Source organism: Bradyrhizobium centrolobii, assembly GCF_001641635.1.
GTDB lineage: Bacteria > Pseudomonadota > Alphaproteobacteria > Rhizobiales > Xanthobacteraceae > Bradyrhizobium > Bradyrhizobium centrolobii.
Window position 1 is genome coordinate 157,399 of record NZ_LUUB01000022.1, and the last position, 15,603, is coordinate 173,001.

Annotated in this window: 18 protein-coding genes; 11 read left to right on the forward strand and 7 right to left on the reverse strand. The window is 63.9% G+C overall.

Annotated elements, in window-relative coordinates:
• Positions 1-93: 93 nt before the first annotated feature.
• The 5 genes from AYJ54_RS03530 to AYJ54_RS03550 all read left to right on the forward strand — a co-directional run bounded on the left by AYJ54_RS03530 (position 94) and on the right by AYJ54_RS03550 (position 3,720).
• A complete protein-coding gene (locus tag AYJ54_RS03530; RefSeq protein WP_063696495.1) occupies positions 94-1,032 on the forward strand; it encodes a glucosamine kinase nucleotide-binding domain-containing protein in 939 nt (312 codons plus the stop codon).
• Between the two features lie 19 nt (positions 1,033-1,051).
• A complete protein-coding gene (locus AYJ54_RS03535) occupies positions 1,052-1,996 on the forward strand; it encodes an N-acetylmuramic acid 6-phosphate etherase (RefSeq protein ID WP_063696496.1) in 945 nt (314 codons plus the stop codon).
• Positions 1,997-2,007: 11 nt separating this feature from the next.
• Positions 2,008-3,006: an SIS domain-containing protein gene (locus AYJ54_RS03540; RefSeq protein WP_063696498.1), complete on the forward strand. Its 999-nt coding sequence runs from the start codon at positions 2,008-2,010 to the stop codon at positions 3,004-3,006.
• Positions 3,003-3,362, forward strand: coding sequence for a hypothetical protein (locus AYJ54_RS03545; protein ID WP_063696499.1), 360 nt, complete (start codon positions 3,003-3,005; stop codon positions 3,360-3,362). The genes AYJ54_RS03540 and AYJ54_RS03545 overlap by 4 nt, the downstream gene beginning before the upstream one ends.
• 130 nt (positions 3,363-3,492) lie before the next feature.
• Complete coding sequence (locus AYJ54_RS03550) at positions 3,493-3,720, forward strand: hypothetical protein (RefSeq protein ID WP_063696501.1); 228 nt, start codon at positions 3,493-3,495, stop codon at positions 3,718-3,720.
• Positions 3,721-3,782: 62 nt separating this feature from the next.
• Here AYJ54_RS03550 and AYJ54_RS03555 read toward each other — a convergent pair whose 3' ends face one another.
• Complete coding sequence (locus AYJ54_RS03555; protein ID WP_063696664.1) at positions 3,783-4,982, reverse strand: adenylate/guanylate cyclase domain-containing protein; 1,200 nt, start codon at positions 4,980-4,982, stop codon at positions 3,783-3,785.
• Between the two features lie 511 nt (positions 4,983-5,493).
• Between AYJ54_RS03555 and AYJ54_RS03560 the strand changes: the two genes are divergently transcribed.
• A complete protein-coding gene (locus tag AYJ54_RS03560; protein WP_063696503.1) occupies positions 5,494-6,057 on the forward strand; it encodes a carboxymuconolactone decarboxylase family protein in 564 nt (187 codons plus the stop codon).
• 82 nt (positions 6,058-6,139) lie between these two features.
• On the opposite strand, the gene AYJ54_RS03565 is transcribed toward AYJ54_RS03560, so the two are convergent.
• Positions 6,140-6,547, reverse strand: coding sequence for a RidA family protein (locus tag AYJ54_RS03565; RefSeq protein ID WP_063696505.1), 408 nt, complete (start codon positions 6,545-6,547; stop codon positions 6,140-6,142).
• A gap of 40 nt (positions 6,548-6,587) precedes the next feature.
• Positions 6,588-7,577, reverse strand: coding sequence for a zinc-dependent alcohol dehydrogenase family protein (locus tag AYJ54_RS03570; protein ID WP_063696506.1), 990 nt, complete (start codon positions 7,575-7,577; stop codon positions 6,588-6,590).
• 110 nt (positions 7,578-7,687) lie between these two features.
• Between AYJ54_RS03570 and AYJ54_RS03575 the strand changes: the two genes are divergently transcribed.
• Positions 7,688-8,572, forward strand: coding sequence for a LysR family transcriptional regulator (locus tag AYJ54_RS03575; RefSeq protein ID WP_201724125.1), 885 nt, complete (start codon positions 7,688-7,690; stop codon positions 8,570-8,572).
• Positions 8,573-8,661: 89 nt separating this feature from the next.
• On the opposite strand, the gene AYJ54_RS03580 is transcribed toward AYJ54_RS03575, so the two are convergent.
• The 4 genes from AYJ54_RS03580 to AYJ54_RS03595 form a co-directional block, all read right to left on the reverse strand.
• Positions 8,662-9,246, reverse strand: a complete 585-nt coding sequence (locus tag AYJ54_RS03580) for a HutD/Ves family protein (RefSeq protein ID WP_063696666.1) — start codon at positions 9,244-9,246, stop codon at positions 8,662-8,664.
• 324 nt (positions 9,247-9,570) lie between these two features.
• The gene (locus AYJ54_RS03585) at positions 9,571-10,725 is read right to left on the reverse strand and encodes an ABC transporter substrate-binding protein (RefSeq protein WP_063696510.1); all 1,155 of its coding nucleotides are present in this window, start codon (positions 10,723-10,725) and stop codon (positions 9,571-9,573) included.
• 25 nt (positions 10,726-10,750) lie between these two features.
• On the reverse strand, positions 10,751-11,599 hold the full coding sequence (locus AYJ54_RS03590; RefSeq protein ID WP_063696512.1) for an amidohydrolase family protein: 849 nt from the start codon (positions 11,597-11,599) through the stop codon (positions 10,751-10,753).
• Between the two features lie 24 nt (positions 11,600-11,623).
• Positions 11,624-12,466 carry a shikimate dehydrogenase gene (locus AYJ54_RS03595; RefSeq protein WP_063696514.1) on the reverse strand — a complete coding sequence of 281 codons (843 nt, stop codon included), beginning with the start codon at positions 12,464-12,466 and terminating at the stop codon, positions 11,624-11,626.
• A gap of 572 nt (positions 12,467-13,038) precedes the next feature.
• Between AYJ54_RS03595 and AYJ54_RS03600 the strand changes: the two genes are divergently transcribed.
• Genes AYJ54_RS03600 through AYJ54_RS03615 form a run of 4 tightly spaced genes read left to right on the forward strand, consistent with a single transcriptional unit; the run spans position 13,039 to position 15,594 of the window.
• Positions 13,039-13,344 (forward strand): BufA1 family periplasmic bufferin-type metallophore, encoded by a 306-nt coding sequence (locus AYJ54_RS03600; protein WP_063696516.1) that lies wholly within the window; start codon positions 13,039-13,041, stop codon positions 13,342-13,344.
• 45 nt (positions 13,345-13,389) lie between these two features.
• Entirely contained in the window at positions 13,390-14,307 is a 918-nt protein-coding gene (bufB, locus tag AYJ54_RS03605) for an MNIO family bufferin maturase (RefSeq protein WP_063696518.1), read from the forward strand.
• Positions 14,297-15,076, forward strand: a complete 780-nt coding sequence (locus tag AYJ54_RS03610) for an HvfC/BufC N-terminal domain-containing protein (protein WP_063696520.1) — start codon at positions 14,297-14,299, stop codon at positions 15,074-15,076. Before bufB ends, AYJ54_RS03610 begins: the two co-directional genes overlap by 11 nt.
• The gene (locus AYJ54_RS03615; RefSeq protein WP_063696668.1) at positions 15,076-15,594 is read left to right on the forward strand and encodes a DoxX family protein; all 519 of its coding nucleotides are present in this window, start codon (positions 15,076-15,078) and stop codon (positions 15,592-15,594) included. Before AYJ54_RS03610 ends, AYJ54_RS03615 begins: the two co-directional genes overlap by 1 nt.
• Positions 15,595-15,603: the final 9 nt, after the last annotated feature.

Sequence of the window (15,603 nt, forward strand, 5' to 3'; positions counted from 1 at the left end):
GCAGTCACAGACCCGTGAGACGAGTGCCATAATCTCAAGTGTTCCCCATCTAGGCATTGGGGACCCGGACCGAAGCCCTCGCGTTAACATTCGATGGGAACAAAAGGTACCACATATCTCGGAATTGACGGGGGCGGAACTCACTGCCGCGCCCGGATTGAAGACGAGAGCGGCAGGTTGCTCGGCGGAGCAATCTCGGGACCTGCCACGACGCGGATTGGCGTCGAAAAGGCCTGGCGTTCCATCATGGAGGCGACCGAAGCGGCTGCCGCACAGGCAGGCCTGACGCGCGAGGATTTTGCGGGGATGCACGCCGGAATTGGCCTCGCCGGGCTTGGCCGCCGGGGCGCGGAAGCGGCGCTCAAGAACATCGCTCATCCCTTTGCGTCCGCGATCTTCATCAGCGACGGCATGGCTGCCTGTCTCGGCGCCCATAGCGGCGCGGACGGGGCCATCGTGGTCGCCGGCACAGGCTCGGTGGGTGTCGGCCTGATCGACGGCCGCGAAATCCGTCTCGCCGGTTACGGCTTTCCCGTGTCGGACGAAGGCAGCGGCGCCGACATTGGCCTACAGGTTGTTCGACTGGCGCTGCGGGCCGCGGATCGCCGCGGCGAGCTGACCCCATTGCTTTCAGAGGTGCTGGGCGCATTCGATCATGATCCTTATCAGGCGGTGGCCTGGTCCGAAGAAGCCCGGGCCACGGACTACGCTGCGTTCGCGCCAATCGTGATGCGGCATGCCAATCAGGGCGATCCGGTCGGCCGTCGCATTGTCGAGCGCGCGGCCGATGCCATTGGCGATCTGCTCGATGTGTTCCTGGCGAGAGGAATTGACCGGCTCGCGCTGGTGGGAGGGCTCGCGGACGCCATTACGCCCTGGCTGACGCCTGATCTGCGCGCCCGCCTGAGGCGTCCTGACGCCGACGCAGCGGCCGGTGCATTACTGGTGGCGCGAGGGCGGTTGGACCTGCCAAAGCTTGACCCGCCCGAGAGGGAAACCGACCATGAACAGGCTTCAAAGTTCCGCGATTAAGGGCGCATGGATCAACTATATGGCAACCGAAGAAGTCGATCCCCGCTTTGCCGATCTTGATGCATGGTCGCTGACGTCAGCGATGGAAGCCATGTGGGAGGGCCAGCTTGCGGCAGTTGCCGCGATCGGCCATGCCCTTCCCGCGATCACTGCGGCGACCGAAGCGGCCAAGGTGGCGCTGGGCGATCACGGACGCATTGTGTATGTCGGTGCCGGCACCTCGGGCCGCGTGGCGGTCCAGGACGGCGCCGAGCTGACGCCGACCTTCGCCTGGCCCAACGAGCGCGTCCGCTTCATTGTCGCCGGCGGAGACAGCGCGTTCGTCACCAGCATCGAGGGCGCAGAGGACGATGTCGACGATGCGGTCGCGCAGATCAATGCCGTGCGGCTCACACCGCACGACGTGGTGATCGCCGTTGCCGCCAGCGGGACAACGCCATTCACGGTCGCGGCGCTGCAGCATGCAGGCTCTTTCGGTGCAGTGACGATCGGTGTCGCCAACAATCCCGGCACCGCACTGCTGGCATCGGCAAAGTTTCCGATCTTGATCGAGACCGGCCGCGAGCAGATCGCCGGCTCCACGCGGATGAAGGCCGGCACCGCGCAGAAGGTCGTGCTGAACCTGATCTCCTCAGGGATCATGCTGCGCCTTGGCCGGGTGTATCGCGGCATGATGGTGAACATGCAGCCGACCAATGCCAAGCTGAAGCGGCGCGCCGAGGCCATGGTGACGCAAATCGCACACTGTGATCCGTCGCATGCGGCACGCTCGCTCGAGCAGGCCGAGGGAGACATCAAGACGGCTGTCCTTCTGGCGTTGGGTGTCGACGGGGTTGATGCCAAGACCATCCTGAAAGACTGCGACGGCAACCTACGGCGCGTGTTTGCCGAGCTCGCCGTGAATCGTGACCGGCATCCAAAGGGAGCGGCGGCCCGCAATCGAGGTGGAGCGGTTGAGCCGTGACGACCTCAGCGATGGCGAGCGAAATCGAGGAAAGCGCGAATGTTGTCGCCAACATTGTTCGCAGCCGCCCCGCCACGCGTGACATCACGCAGCGAATTGGGATTGGCTCCGCCCCCCTGTGCGTCGTGTGCGGCCGGGGAAGCTCCGGGCATGCCGGGGTTTTCTTAAGATACCTCGTCGAGACGCGGCTTCGCCTTCCCGTTTCAGCCAGCGCTCCTTCGGTGATAACGGCATTTCGCACGCCCCTGATGCTGCGTCATGCGCTGTTCATCGTGATCTCGCAATCCGGGCGCAGCCCGGATCTCGTCGCGGCGACCCGGTCAGCCCGCGCCGCCGGCGCCCGCACCATTGCCATCGTCAATGCGACGTCATCGCCGGTGGCTGACGAAGCGGAGTTCGTCGTTCCGATCGAAGCCGGCCAGGAGCACTCCGTCGCGGCGACGAAGACGGTGATCGGCTCGATGGCGGCTGGTGCCGGACTTGTTGCCGAGCTTGCGGACGATCATGCGCTGCGGTCGGCGCTCGACAGGCTGCCCGAGCGCCTGCACCGCGCGCTGGCGCTCGACTGGTCCGAGATCGCCGATGATCTCGCCAAAGCGTCAGCCGTATTTGTGGCGGCTCGGGGCCTGGGCCTCGGCTCGGCGCGGGAAATCGCGCTCAAACTTTCGGAAATCCTGCGCCTGCCTTCCATTGGCCTGAGTGCCGCCGAGCTGCAGCATGGGCCGCGGGCCGCGTTATCATCGCGCACGCCGGTTGTCATGATGCGCCTCATGGATGAAACGGCGACCACGGTGGACGCGCTGGCAGAAGAATTGCGCGAGCAAGAGATCGCGCTGCATCTATGCGGCGGGCCGCACGGCTCGCTGCCCTGGTTGGCCGAAGATGACCCCGCCACCGACCCGATCACCATGCTCGTTCCAGCCTACCGGATGATCGAGCAGGCGGCGCGCGCCTGCGGATTTGACCCGGATCGTCCCCCTCGCCTGAGCAAGGTGACCGAGACGTTTTGATTGCTGACACATCGCTGGCCGACGACCGAAAGCTGGAGCACCGCCACACCAGTTTCGCACCCGGAGAGCAGGACTACGGCGCCAATGGAAAGGCGATCAAAGGCCTCCTGATCAAGAGCGATGACGACGCAGCCGCAACAAGCGGCAAAGTAGCCGAAAACACGTCGGGCAAAATAGCGGCACGGGTGGATTATCGCGCTCACTTCGGCAATGCGAGAACGAGCGCTTCCCGATTGCCCCTCGGACAGTCGCCCGGGCTAGGAGAAGTGCCTGCGCTTGTCCGCGTGCTCGCCTATCACAAGGCGAACAAGTCCCCGATCCTGAAGCTGCTGCTTCGCTGCCGGCGCCCCGCATGAACGTCACGCGCGGGCGCCGGAGTTCCCGCGCGACAGCGTTCCATCACAATATCCCTGAGTTCCTGACGGAACGGATGCGCTTCCGGCTCTTTGAGTCGACGGGCACACTCTTCAGGAGGAGTTGAACGCCATGAAATCATTCATCCTGACGATCACCACACTGCTGATGCTCGCGGCGGGAACCATGACGGCGGCCAAGGCCGTCGAATTCGGCGTCGGCCCGGGGGGCGTCTACGTTGGTCCTGACCGGTATCGTTACTACGATCGCGACTACGGATCAGACTGCCGGACCATCATCAGCCATCACATCAATCGCTACGGCGAGGACGTCACTGTCCGCAGGCGGGTCTGCGACTGACGGCTCTACTCAACAAGACTACGTTTCGAGCCTGCGCGGAGCCAGCTCCGCGCAGCGCTGCTTCAGCCGTTATACGCGAACAGCTCGATCGGTTCGCTGAAGCCGCGCACCTCGTGCTCGCCGGCGTGCTCCAGCTCGAAATCGCCTTTCACGAGGTCGGCGAACGCGCGGGACAGCAGCACCGTCTTTCCCAATTGCTTGGTGAGGGCTTCGAGACGCGAGGCCATGTTGACCGCGGGACCGATCACGGTGAAGTCGAGCCGGGTACGGGAGCCGATATTGCCGTACATGACATCGCCGACGTGAACGCCGATGCCGTAATTCAGGGGCGCCCGGCCGGTGCCGTTGTTCCTTTCGTTCAGGGCGGACATGGCCTGACGGGCCTCGGTCACGGCATGCAGCAGATTTGAGCAAGCCGTAGGCTGGCTGAGCGGAAAGATGGCGAGCAGGCCGTCCCCGATGAATTTCAGGATTTCGCCGCCATGCCGCGCGATCGGCTCCGACATCGCGTCGAAATAGTCGTTGAGGAGATCGATGACGTCGTCGCGCGGCCAGCTGTCCGAGATCCGCGTGAAATCGCGCAGGTCACAGATCATGATCGCGGCACGGACCGTCGTCCCGCTGCCGCGCCTGGTGGCGCCGGCCAGGATGAGCTCCCCGGCATGGGACCCGACATAGGTCTCCAGCAGCGTTCGCGCCAGGCGGTTCTTGACGCGGATCTCGCTGACGAGCGCCAGGACCGGCAGTAGGCTTTTCAGGCCGGCGATATGCGCCTCGTCGAAACCACCGGGACGGTCGGTCGCGAAGGTCACGATGTGCCGCTTGCCGAGCGTGTGGTAGAGCGGCCACGCCACGTAGTCGGTCAGGCCCTTCGCCCGCATCTCGTCATAGAGGGCGTGCTTGCGGCCGAGCGAGGGATCCCGCTCGAGATTCTCACGGACCTCGGCGGCACCGTCATGGATCTCGTTGGCGGAGCTGCCGATGTATTCCGATCGCTCCCTGACATCGTAATCGACCCTCGCGATCTCAGCTTCGCGCATCCCGTCGGCCCAGATCATCCGGGCGCCAAGCCATTGCGGATGGTGAATCAGGATGTGAAGCGTTCCCCGCTTGACGGGAATCCCTGAGCGCTGGAGCCGGATACACATCTCGGCGAAGATGTTGTCGATGAAGCGCTGATCGCGCGTCTCGTTGGTCAGCCAGTGCACGACATCGCTGCCGGACTGCGTGGTGACGGAATCGATATCTGGCGGCACGTTCATATCCTGCCTCTGGGCGGTGGTCTGCATCCGACCGGATATATCGTGCTCCAGCCCGATGGCGTCAACTTGGTCCGGCGCATATTCTGCGCATCGGGCTTGCCGGCGGGGAGACCGTGTCCGGCACCCGAGATGCGTGGGCATCGCCTATTCCGAAGCTCGTCGTGTCCGATCATTGATGAACCCGGCTCAGCATCGCGTGCGCTTTTGACCATCTTATCGGACCGCCCGATCTCGTCCAGATGAACGGCTCGAATTGCAGCGTGCTCATCGTGCGACTGAAATCGTTTCACTTCACCGGACGCAGGAAAGCAGTGCAGGATTGGCGAGACTGGAATGGCGAAATGCGTCGACGTCGCGTCGATCCCATCGTCACATTCGCGTCCTTCGATCTACCGGAACGAGGCGGTCACTTCGCCGCCTTCGAGCAGTCAGCACTCTTCGCAACGGACATAAGGCGAGGCTCCAGGGCGGTCCGAGGCAAGGCTACGACACAAACGAAGGAGAACAACTGATGCGTTTGCCCGTCATTTCACCCGACAAGCTGACCCCGGAGCAAAAGGCTCTGGCGGCGGACATGAAGGAAGAGATCGCCCAGAAATATCAGGGCTTCGTCAACATCCGCGAGGATGGCGCCCTGATGGGTCCATGGAATCCCTGGTTGCACGAACCGAAATTCGGCAAGCCGATCTGGGACCTGGCGAAGGCTATGGCGGTGAACCCGTGTGTGCCGGCCGCGGTTCGCGAAATCGCGATCCTGGTCACGGGCACGCATTTCAAGGCGCCCTACGAGCTCTATGCCCATGTACGCATGGCGGAGCGCAGAGGGTTATCCGACGAAAAGCTCACTACGATCGTGTCCGGCCAGCGTCCCGCGGACCTGACGAGGCAGGAGGCAGTCGCCTACGACTTCGCATCGGCGCTGATCTCCGGAGGGACACTGCCCGAGCTGACCTACAAGGCCGCCGTCGGGCAGTTTGGCGCCCAAGGCGCCGCAGAACTGTCCTACTTCATCGGCTTCTACTGCATGGTGTCGGTGACGCTGAACACGTTCGACGTGCCGGTGCCGGAAAGTTAAGCCTCGCACCTGCTCAGCCGGCATGTGTCCAGTCGCAGCGGGAACAATGTCAGCCCTCGCCAGCATTTGCCAGAGGATCCGCTCAATCCGCGATCACGGCCGCGATTTCGAGCTCGACCAGAAAGTGCGGGTTCGCGAGCGCGGTGACACCGATCAGCGTGCTCGGCGAGGGACGTTCACGGGTCCAGGGTACCGGGAAGTTTTCGTCACGAACGCAGCGCTCCACGAAGGCCGGAACGTCGATCGCGTACACACGGCGGAACACGACGTCATCCCATGTCGCCCCGACCGCCTTCAACTGCACGGTCAGGGCGTCCAGGACGGCGATGTATTGGGCCCTGATGTCTCCGACATGGACGGGCCTGGAATTCTCGTCAGCCGGCACCTGGCCCGCAATGTAGATCAGCTTCGACGGCGCGGTGATGCTGAGGATGCGGGTGAAGTACCAGCTTTTGGAGACGCCCGGAGGGTTGATGTATTCCTTTGGCATTCTGGATCTCTTTCTACCGACCTGTGCGAGGAACGCGTGCCTACGCGTTCTTCACGACGTCGATGACGACCTTGACGTTCGCGCCGCCCCTGACCGCCTCATGCGCCTCCATCGCCGTGTCGAGCGTGAAGCGGCGCGGGTCCACCACGGGACGAATTTTGCCGGCGTCGACGAGCTGCGCGACCTCGCGCAGGATTGCCCCATGATGTGCGCGCCGTTCGCCGCTCAGCATCGGGTAAAGGACGTAGATGGCACTGATCACCGCGCAGCGCAGCGACGAGGTCAGCAGATTATGCGATTCAAATGCCGCGCAGCTCACGATGTGGCCGTAGTGGCGCACGGCGCCGAGCGAGGCCTCGAGCGTGTTGCCGCCGACGGTATCGTAGATGATTTCGAAGCCCTTTCCGTCGGTGTATTTCTGGACGTATTGCTCGACGGTCATCCTGGTATAGTCGATCGGCGTGGCACCAAGTCCGCGCACGAGATCCTGCTTCTGGGGCTGGGACGTTGCGTAGACGTCGGCGCCGAACGCCTTTGCGAGCTGGACGACGACGTGACCGACGCCGCCCGAGCCGCCCTGAACGAGGACTTTCTGCCCCGGCTGCACGCTCGCGCGGTCGACCAGACCCTCCCATGCTGTGAGCACGACCAGCGGCAGCGCCGCGGCCTCGCGCATGGTGAGCTTGGCAGGCTTCTTCGCTATCAGCGCGGCGTCGACGGTCATGAACTCCGCGAGCGATCCCGGCATTCCACGCACGCCGCCGGCGAGGCCATAGACTTCGTCGCCGACCGCAAATCCTTTCACGCCCGCCCCGACCTCGGTGACCACGCCGGCCACGTCGGTGCCGAGCACGGCCGGCAACGCCGGCATCGCGAACGGCGCCTGCCCCGTGCGGATCAGGTGATCGACCGGATTCACGCCGCTTGCGTGCACACGAATCTGAAGTTCTCCGTCTCCGGGACGTCGCGTTTCGATGTCTGCGTCGCGAAAACGGCCATTCTGGTAGGTGTCGAGGACAAGGGCACGCATGCGGAGTCTCCTTTGATCGTCGGCAAGTGATCGGCCTCCATCTGGACGTAACCGCGCGATCCGATAAGATCGTCCAACATGCACTCGATGCTGAACGATATTCATCAATGATCGAGAACAGCGAGCTATCGGAGCTGGCTGCCTTCGCTGCCGTTGCGACCCATCGCAGCTTCCGGAAGGCGGCGGTCGAGCGCGGCACGTCCGCCTCTGCCGTCAGTCATGCGATACGCAGCCTGGAGGGCCGCGTCGGCGTGCGCCTCATTCATCGGACCACGCGCAACGTATCCCTGACCGACGCCGGACAGATGCTCTACGCACGATTGGGCCCTGCCCTGACCGACATCCGTGTCGCGGTCGACGAGCTGAATGCGTGGCGCAATACGCCGTTCGGCACTGTCCGTCTCAACGTACCCAACACGATCGCGCCGTTCGTGCTGGGGGACGCAATCGAGACGCTGCTGAAGGCAAATCCCGGCCTGCGGCTGGAGATCGCTGCAACGGACCGGCGCGTCGACATCGTCGAAGAGGGTTTTGACGCAGGCATTCGTCTTGGCGAGCGGCTGTCGCAGGACATGATTGCGGTGCGCATTCGCTCCCGTCTGCGCTTCACCGTCGTTGGCGCACCGGCGTATTTCGAGAAGAGAACCGCTCCGGTGACGCCGCAGGACCTGCACGCTCACGTCTGTATCCGCTACGCGTTTCCGAGCGGCACCGTCCTGAACTGGATCTTCGAGAAGGATGGCGAGACGATCGAGGTGCAGGTCGACGGCCCGCTGACCGTCGACAGCCAGGAGCTGATGGTGGATGCCGCAATGCGCGGCCTCGGTCTGGCCTATGTCTGGGAGCAGCGCGCCGCAACCGGCTTGCGGGACGGCAGGCTTGTGCGTTGCCTTAAGGACTGGTGTCCGCTCGACGAGGATCTTTTCCTGTATTTCCCCAGTCGCGAGCATCAGACCGCGGGCTTGCGTGCGGTGATCGACGCGCTGAAGGTGTAATGCGCGCTGTTCCTGCGCGACCGCGTCAACTGATCCAGCGCTATCCCGTGGTGCGCGACAGCGCCGAGGTTGGCGGGGGACGATCGCGGCTAGCTGACGATCTGAATCGATCCGAGCACCGCCAGCCCCGAAACGAGGGCGAGCTTCGACACCTCGGCCAGCTCGACCCTCAACGTGCTGCCGTCGGTGATGGCAAAGTCCTCTCCATCGAGACGGATGCTGCAACCGCCGCAAGCTGCGTAGACGAGATGCGTGCCGGCAGCCAGCTGCCGATCGCCTGACTCCATGAGCGCCAAGAGCTCGATCTCCGCCGCCCCGCGCCGGGCCATCAGGTTCACGACCTCGACCGGACCTGCCTCGAGTTCGGTCACGATTTCGAGTTCGCCGGTGAAGCGCACGGTCGTGAACGGGTCGCGCTCGTCGAATTCCCGCCCCGGCGCCTTGAGCACCAGTCCGCGCCCGCGAACCACCATCTGCAAGCGGTCGATGCCCGGCATATACGAGAAGGGACCAGGCGTCACGATCGGCGTCGAGGCGAAGCGCCAGAGCAGGCTGTTCCAATCCTTCGTCGGCGCACCGGCGCGATGAGCATCCGCGATATCGGTGAAGATGCCGCCGCCGTTCTTCCACGGCGAGCGCGTATAGTCTTCGGGTTTCAGCAGCGTGGTTTTCATATTCCAGAGACCGTCCGAGAAAGGCACGTGGACCGATATCGCCCCGCGCACATCATGCGCGTGATCGGTTCGCTTTGCCAACCGATATGACGGACGACTGCGCAAAACGATGCGGCGTGATCGATGAAGGCACGCGTCGACATTCTCGCGACACGACTGCCCGGGCTTGCGGTCCCTGGAGCGCCTCAAATCGCGCCGTCGTCCCAGCGAAAGCCAGGACCCATTACCCTAAGCGGTTGTTGTCGAGGCGATTGGCCGGCCACAGAGTCTTCCAACAACATCGGTCGGTGGTTATGGGTGGGCGGCACCGGAGAATCATAGCCCTCACTCCCCCTTCCCGCCCTTCAGCTTCGGCAGCGTCTCGACGATCTTCTGCTTGCCGTCGACGATCTCGGCCAAAAAGCTCGCGCGGTCGATGTCGCCGTTCTGGTCCCAGCTTGCTTCCATCAGCATGCCCGGGGCCTTGTCGGGCGTCAGGGTCAGGCCTTTCATCGCTGCGCCAAAAGCCTTGCTGTCGAACTTGCCGATTGTCTCGGTGACGTATTTGACGAGATAGACGGCGGTGTAGCCCTTGATGCCGTTGTGGTCGGGCCAGTACTTGTAGCGTGCGCTGAACTTCTTCGCGAACTCCTGGATCGCCGGCACGGGCGCATCAGCGCTGAGTCCGACATGGCCGCGTACGCCGTTGGCGGCGGGGCCGGCGAGCTCGACCACCTTCTGGCTCAGCAGTGTGGTCTCGCCGAACAGCGGCGTTGACAGGCCCTGCCGCTTCGCCTCGATCAGGAAGCGGGCGCTCTCCTCCTCGTTGGTATAGACGAAGACCGCTTCGGCCTTGGCGTTCTTCAGCTTGATGACGTCAGAGCCGAAATCGACCTGGCCCTGCTCGGTGGAGATATCGGCCGCGATCTCGATGTTGCGCGCCTTCATTTCCTTCACGAAGTTGTCGCGGCCACCCTTGCCGAAATCATTGTTGACCCAGACCACCGCGACCGACTTCACCTTGAGCTTGTCGTGCAGATAGTTGGCGATCTTCGGCATGGAGAATTGCTGGCCGAAGGCGGTGCGGAACACCCAGGGATTGCCCTGCGTGGTGATGTCGGCGGCCTCTGCGCCGACGATCTGCGGGATCTCCGCCGCTTGCGTCAGCGCCATGTTGACCTTGACCGAGCCCGAATAAATCGGCCCGAGCACGACATAGGGGTCCTTGTCCAGAACCTTCTGCACCTGGGCGCGCGAGACGCCGGGGTTGCTCTGGGTGTCGAGATGCTCGGTCTGGATCTTGCGGCCGAGAATGCCGCCGGAGTTGTTGATCTCATCGACCGCGAGCGCGACGCCGTCGCGCCAGTTCGTGCCGGACACTGCGCCGGGGCCGGAGAGCTCGACGACGTCGGGGATGTAGACCGTGGTCTGCCCGCAGGCAACGCCCGCCCACGTTGCCGCCGCGATCGCGATGCCGACCGGCTTTGCAAACTGCCTCATGAACTCCTCCCCATTTGTTGTCTTGTTATGTCGATTGATCTGTTGCGCCCTCGAAGCCGAGCAATCTCGCGGGCGTTCGCCACAGCAGGCGCTCCTGATCGTCGGCGTCCGGAAACAGCGCCGTCAGCACCGCGAGTAGCGGTCCATAGTCGAGCCGTTCGGATGCGCGCAGGAACGGGTAGTCCGATCCCCAGACACAGCGATCAAGCGTGAAGGCCTCGACGAGGGCCGCGATGAACGGCCAGGCGTCCTCGTAAGGATGCGGCTGCTGCGAGAACTTGTAATAGCCGGACAATTTTACATGCGCGTCGCGCTCGCGGCCGATCGCCAGCAGCGCCTGGAAGGCTTTTCCTTTCAGCCCTTGCGCGACCGATGGGCGCCCGCAATGATCAATCACCAGGCGCACATCCGATTTTTCAATCAGCGGCAGCAGGTCGAGCAGTTGGTCCTGCTCGACCTGGATCTGCAGGAACAGGCCGAGGCTGATCAGCTTCTCCAGGAGCGGTGCCGAATTGCGATAATAATCGGCGCCGTGGAACGGCACGTTGAAGGCGACGCCGATCACGCCGGCGGCCTTCAGCCGTGCAAGCTCGTCGATATCGACATCACTCTCAACGACCGCGACACCCCTGAGGCGGCCGCCGCCCTGCTTCAGCGTATCGAGCAGGATGCGGCTGTCGCTTCCGTAGCCGGTGTTGGTCGCCACAACCAGCGCATGGCGGACGTCGAAGGCATCGAACACGCGGATGAGCTGCGCCGCCGGCGCGATCTCCTGCCCGCTCGGCCGGTACGGCGTGTCGTCCGAGTAAGGAAAGCGGACGGGATCGATGGCATGGATGTGGCAGTCGATCTTGGGGCACGCCGGCAAGGTCATGGCGCAGAACTCCCCTCGCGCGTGTCAGAACGTCGCCTCGATGGCCTTGATCAGCTCGGGAGTGACGTCAGGCATGACGCCGAACCAGGCCTTGAAGGCGAGCCGCGCCTGGTTCAGCAGCAGACCGAGCCCGTTCACGGTCACGCAGCCGCGCGCGCGGGCGTCAGCCAGGAACGGCGTCTCCAGCGGCGTGTAGATGAGATCGGCAACCAGCGTTGCGGAATTCAGCCGCGACAGGTCGATCTCGAGCGCGCTCTTGCCGGCCATGCCGCGGTCGGTGCAGTTGACGAGCAGCGCGACATCGGTCAGCGCGGCGCTGCGGTCGTCCCAGGCGACGGCGCTGACGGCGGGACCGAACTCCTGCGCGATCGCCTGCGCCTTCTCCGCCGTACGGTTGGCGATGCGGATCTCGCGTGCGCCGTTCTCGAGCAGTGCCACGACCACCGCCCGGCTCGCGCCGCCCGCGCCGAGCAGCAGGATCGGCCCCGCATCGCCGCGCCAGTCGGCCCGCGCGTCGCGCAAGCTTTGCACAAAGCCGTTGCCGTCATTGTTGAAGCCGGAGAGCGTGCCGTCGTCCTCGACGACGATGGTGTTGACGGCGCCGATCCGCCGCGCCGTCTCGTTGACGCAGTCGAGCAACGGCATCGCCGTCTGCTTGTGCGGCATGGTGACGTTGCAGCCACGGAATCCGAGCGCTATCAGCCCGTCCAGCGCATCCTCGAGCCGTTCCGGCTTGACCGCGAGTGGCACATAGGTGCCGCGGATGCCATGCGCCTTCAGCCAGAAATTATGAATCACGGGTGAGCGGGAATGCGCGACGGGCATGCCGATGACACCAGCAAGTCCAAATCCGTCAGCCTGCGGCATGCTGCGCTTCCATCCTCGAACCTACCGTGCACCAAGTTCGGGCGCATGGCGGCTGCTCCTCCACCGGCGGCACCTTTCGGTGCCCGACCATCTTATTTGGTCACTTGTCCAATTCTATTAGGCGGATTGGCTATCGCGCGCAATCTGAAAAATCAGGATGGTGGACGCGAAGTGGTTATCGTGAAAACGGCTCATCACCGCGCCGGGAGGCATGTCCGGCGGGGCAAATGGGAACCGCGGTGCAGGGCTCTTGCCCAACGTAGAGGTATCCCACCGTCACCACCTGCAATGCTCGCGCATTACTTCGGTCGGCCGATCGGAGCTGGACTCTGTCAGTGCCGGCTCGAAATCGGTCGCCTCCAATGCTCTCCTGCTAACGTCTCGATAGGCGCACTGCATTGGATTTGTCCCGCCACTTGCCCGCTAATCACAACTCAAGCGCACAGGCTGTGCGCTGCACCACGATCTCACGCACTCGTGAGCAGCCCGGTCGGTAACGCGGGCCACGGACGGAAGGAATTAACAACGCGCATTCGCTTGCCAAGCGATGCAGTCTCGAGAGGAGAATTCCGATGTCTACCAAGAACGTAGTCACTTCATTCGCGCTCGCCGGCGCCGTATCCACTGCGCTTGCGACACTGGCCATGGCAGCTCCGCTGACCAAGGCCGAGGCCGACGCGGCCATCGCTGCCAAGAAGGAAAAATGCTTCGGCGTTGCGCTGAAGGGCCAGAACGATTGCGCGGCGGGACCGGGCACGACCTGCCAGGGCACATCGACCACCGACTTCCAGGGCAATGCATGGAAGTTCGTGCAGGGCGGCACCTGCACCAGCATCGAGTTGCCGAACGGCAAGAAGGGTTCGCTCAAGCCGGTCTGACGCGGCAGGTCGACACATCACGACAACAGAGAGCGGAGGAGCAACATGAGTTTGGCGATCAGGGCAGGCGAATCTCTGGCCGTGCCACTCCGCTTTCCCGTTCCTGTCGGCGGCGTTGCCGGGACGAGCTTCAAGCATGAGCACCTTCCGGCAATCCTCGACGCGGGCCGGCAGCGCGGCTTCTTCGAGGTCCATGCTGAGAACTATATGGGCGCTGGCGGTCCGCCGCATCGCGCGCTGGAGGCGATACGTCGCGATCATCCGATCTCGGTGCACGGCGTGTGTATGTCGATCGGCGGACCACAGCCGCTCGACAAGGCGCACCTGGCGCGCTTCCGCGGCCTGGTCGCGCGCTACCAGCCGGCGCTGGTCTCCGAGCATCTCGCCTGGTCGACACATGGGACCAGCTTCTTCAACGATCTCCTGCCGCTGCCCTACACTGAGGCGACGCTTCGCTGCGTCTGCGATCACATCGATCAGGTGCAGGAGGCGGTTCGGCGCCCGCTCCTGCTCGAAAACCCATCGACCTATGTCGCCTTCCGCTGCTCGACCATGAGCGAGACCGACTTCATACGTGGTGTCGCGGAGCGCACCGGCTGCGGGCTCCTGCTCGACATCAACAACGTCTTCGTGTCGGCGACCAATCATGGCTTCTCGGCCCTGGAGTACCTGGCGGACTTTCCGCTGTCGCGCGTCGGGGAAATCCATCTTGCCGGTCATGCCGAAGAGACGGATGACGAAGGCAAGTTATTGCTGATCGACAGCCATGACGGCCCGGTTGCGGACGCTGTGTGGAAGCTGTTCGAGATCGTCGTCAAGCGCTACGGCCCGGTGCCGACGCTCATCGAGTGGGACAGCAAGATTCCCGATTGGCCGGTCCTGCAAGCCGAGGCCGCCGCCGCGCAGACGATCCTCGATCGCCACCAATCGACCGCGCCAGCGGAGGATCGTCATGCCGCTTGAGCAGCACCTCAGCTTTGCAGCGGATTTCGCACCGGCGCTGCTGGATCCGACGCTGACTCTGCCACCGGACGTCACCGGCCCCAACGGCAAGCCGGCAGGAAAGCGCTACAACGTCTACCGCAACAACGTCACGGTGAGCCTGATCGATGCGCTTGCCGCGATCTATCCGGCTGTGCTGCGCATCACGGGCACCGACTTCTTCCGCGCCATGGCGCGCATTCATATTCGCAGTACCCCGCCGACCTCACCGTTACTGTTCGAGTATGGTCGCGATCTTCCGGTCTTCATCGAAGCGTATGAACATGCGCGATCACTTCCCTGGCTCGCCGATGTCGCCCGTATCGAGCGGGCCTGGCTTGATGCCTATCACGCCGCCGACGCCACGCCGCTATCGCCGGCCCGGCTTTCCGCGGTCACGCCGGACCGGTTGGCTGATCTCGTTTTCACACCGCACCCGGCAACCCGGATCGTGCGTTCGCAATTCTCGGCGGTGACGATTTTTGCCGCCAACCGCGGCACTGCGCCAGTGGAGCGTATCGATGCCTCGACGCCGGAAGATGCGCTGATCACGCGAGCCGGGTCCGACGTCGTCGTACGACATCTTCCGCCTGGTGGCGCGGTTTTCGCAGCCTGCCTGATGTCGGGCCGGCCGCTTGGCGAAGCTGCCGCGTCGGCGCTGGACGCATGCTCCGGCTTTGACATCGCCGCAAACATCGCCGGTATGATCGAGGCAGGCGCGTTCACCTCGGTGACTTCTGGAGACGCATGATGATCACACAACAACGCATGGCAGCGGGCGGCGGCCTCCCATCACTCGGGCTCCTGGCCGACAAGGCCAATCACCTGGTGCAGACGCTCGCCTCACCTTCCCTCGTTCAGCTCGTGCTGCGCGTGGCCCTGGCGGTGCCGTTCTGGCGCTCCGGCATCCTCAAATGGCACGGCTTTTTCCAGCTCAACGACACCGCCGTGACGCTGTTCAGCGACGAATTCATGCTGCATCTGCCGGGCGGCCCCTATCATTTTCCGGCGCCGACGGCGATGGCCTTCCTGTCGGGGTCTGGAGAAATCATCTTTCCGATCCTGCTGGTCCTTGGGCTCGGCACGCGGTTTGCCGCGCTTGGACTCCTGTTCATGACGGTGATCGTCGAGCTCACGGTGCCCGATGGCTGGCCGGTTCACATCACCTGGGCTGCGATGGCACTGGGCATCATCGCTTATGGACCGGGACGGCTCTCGCTCGACCATCTCATCAGCCGTGCGCTCAGGCTGACGCAAGAGTCTCGCTGACACCGAAGA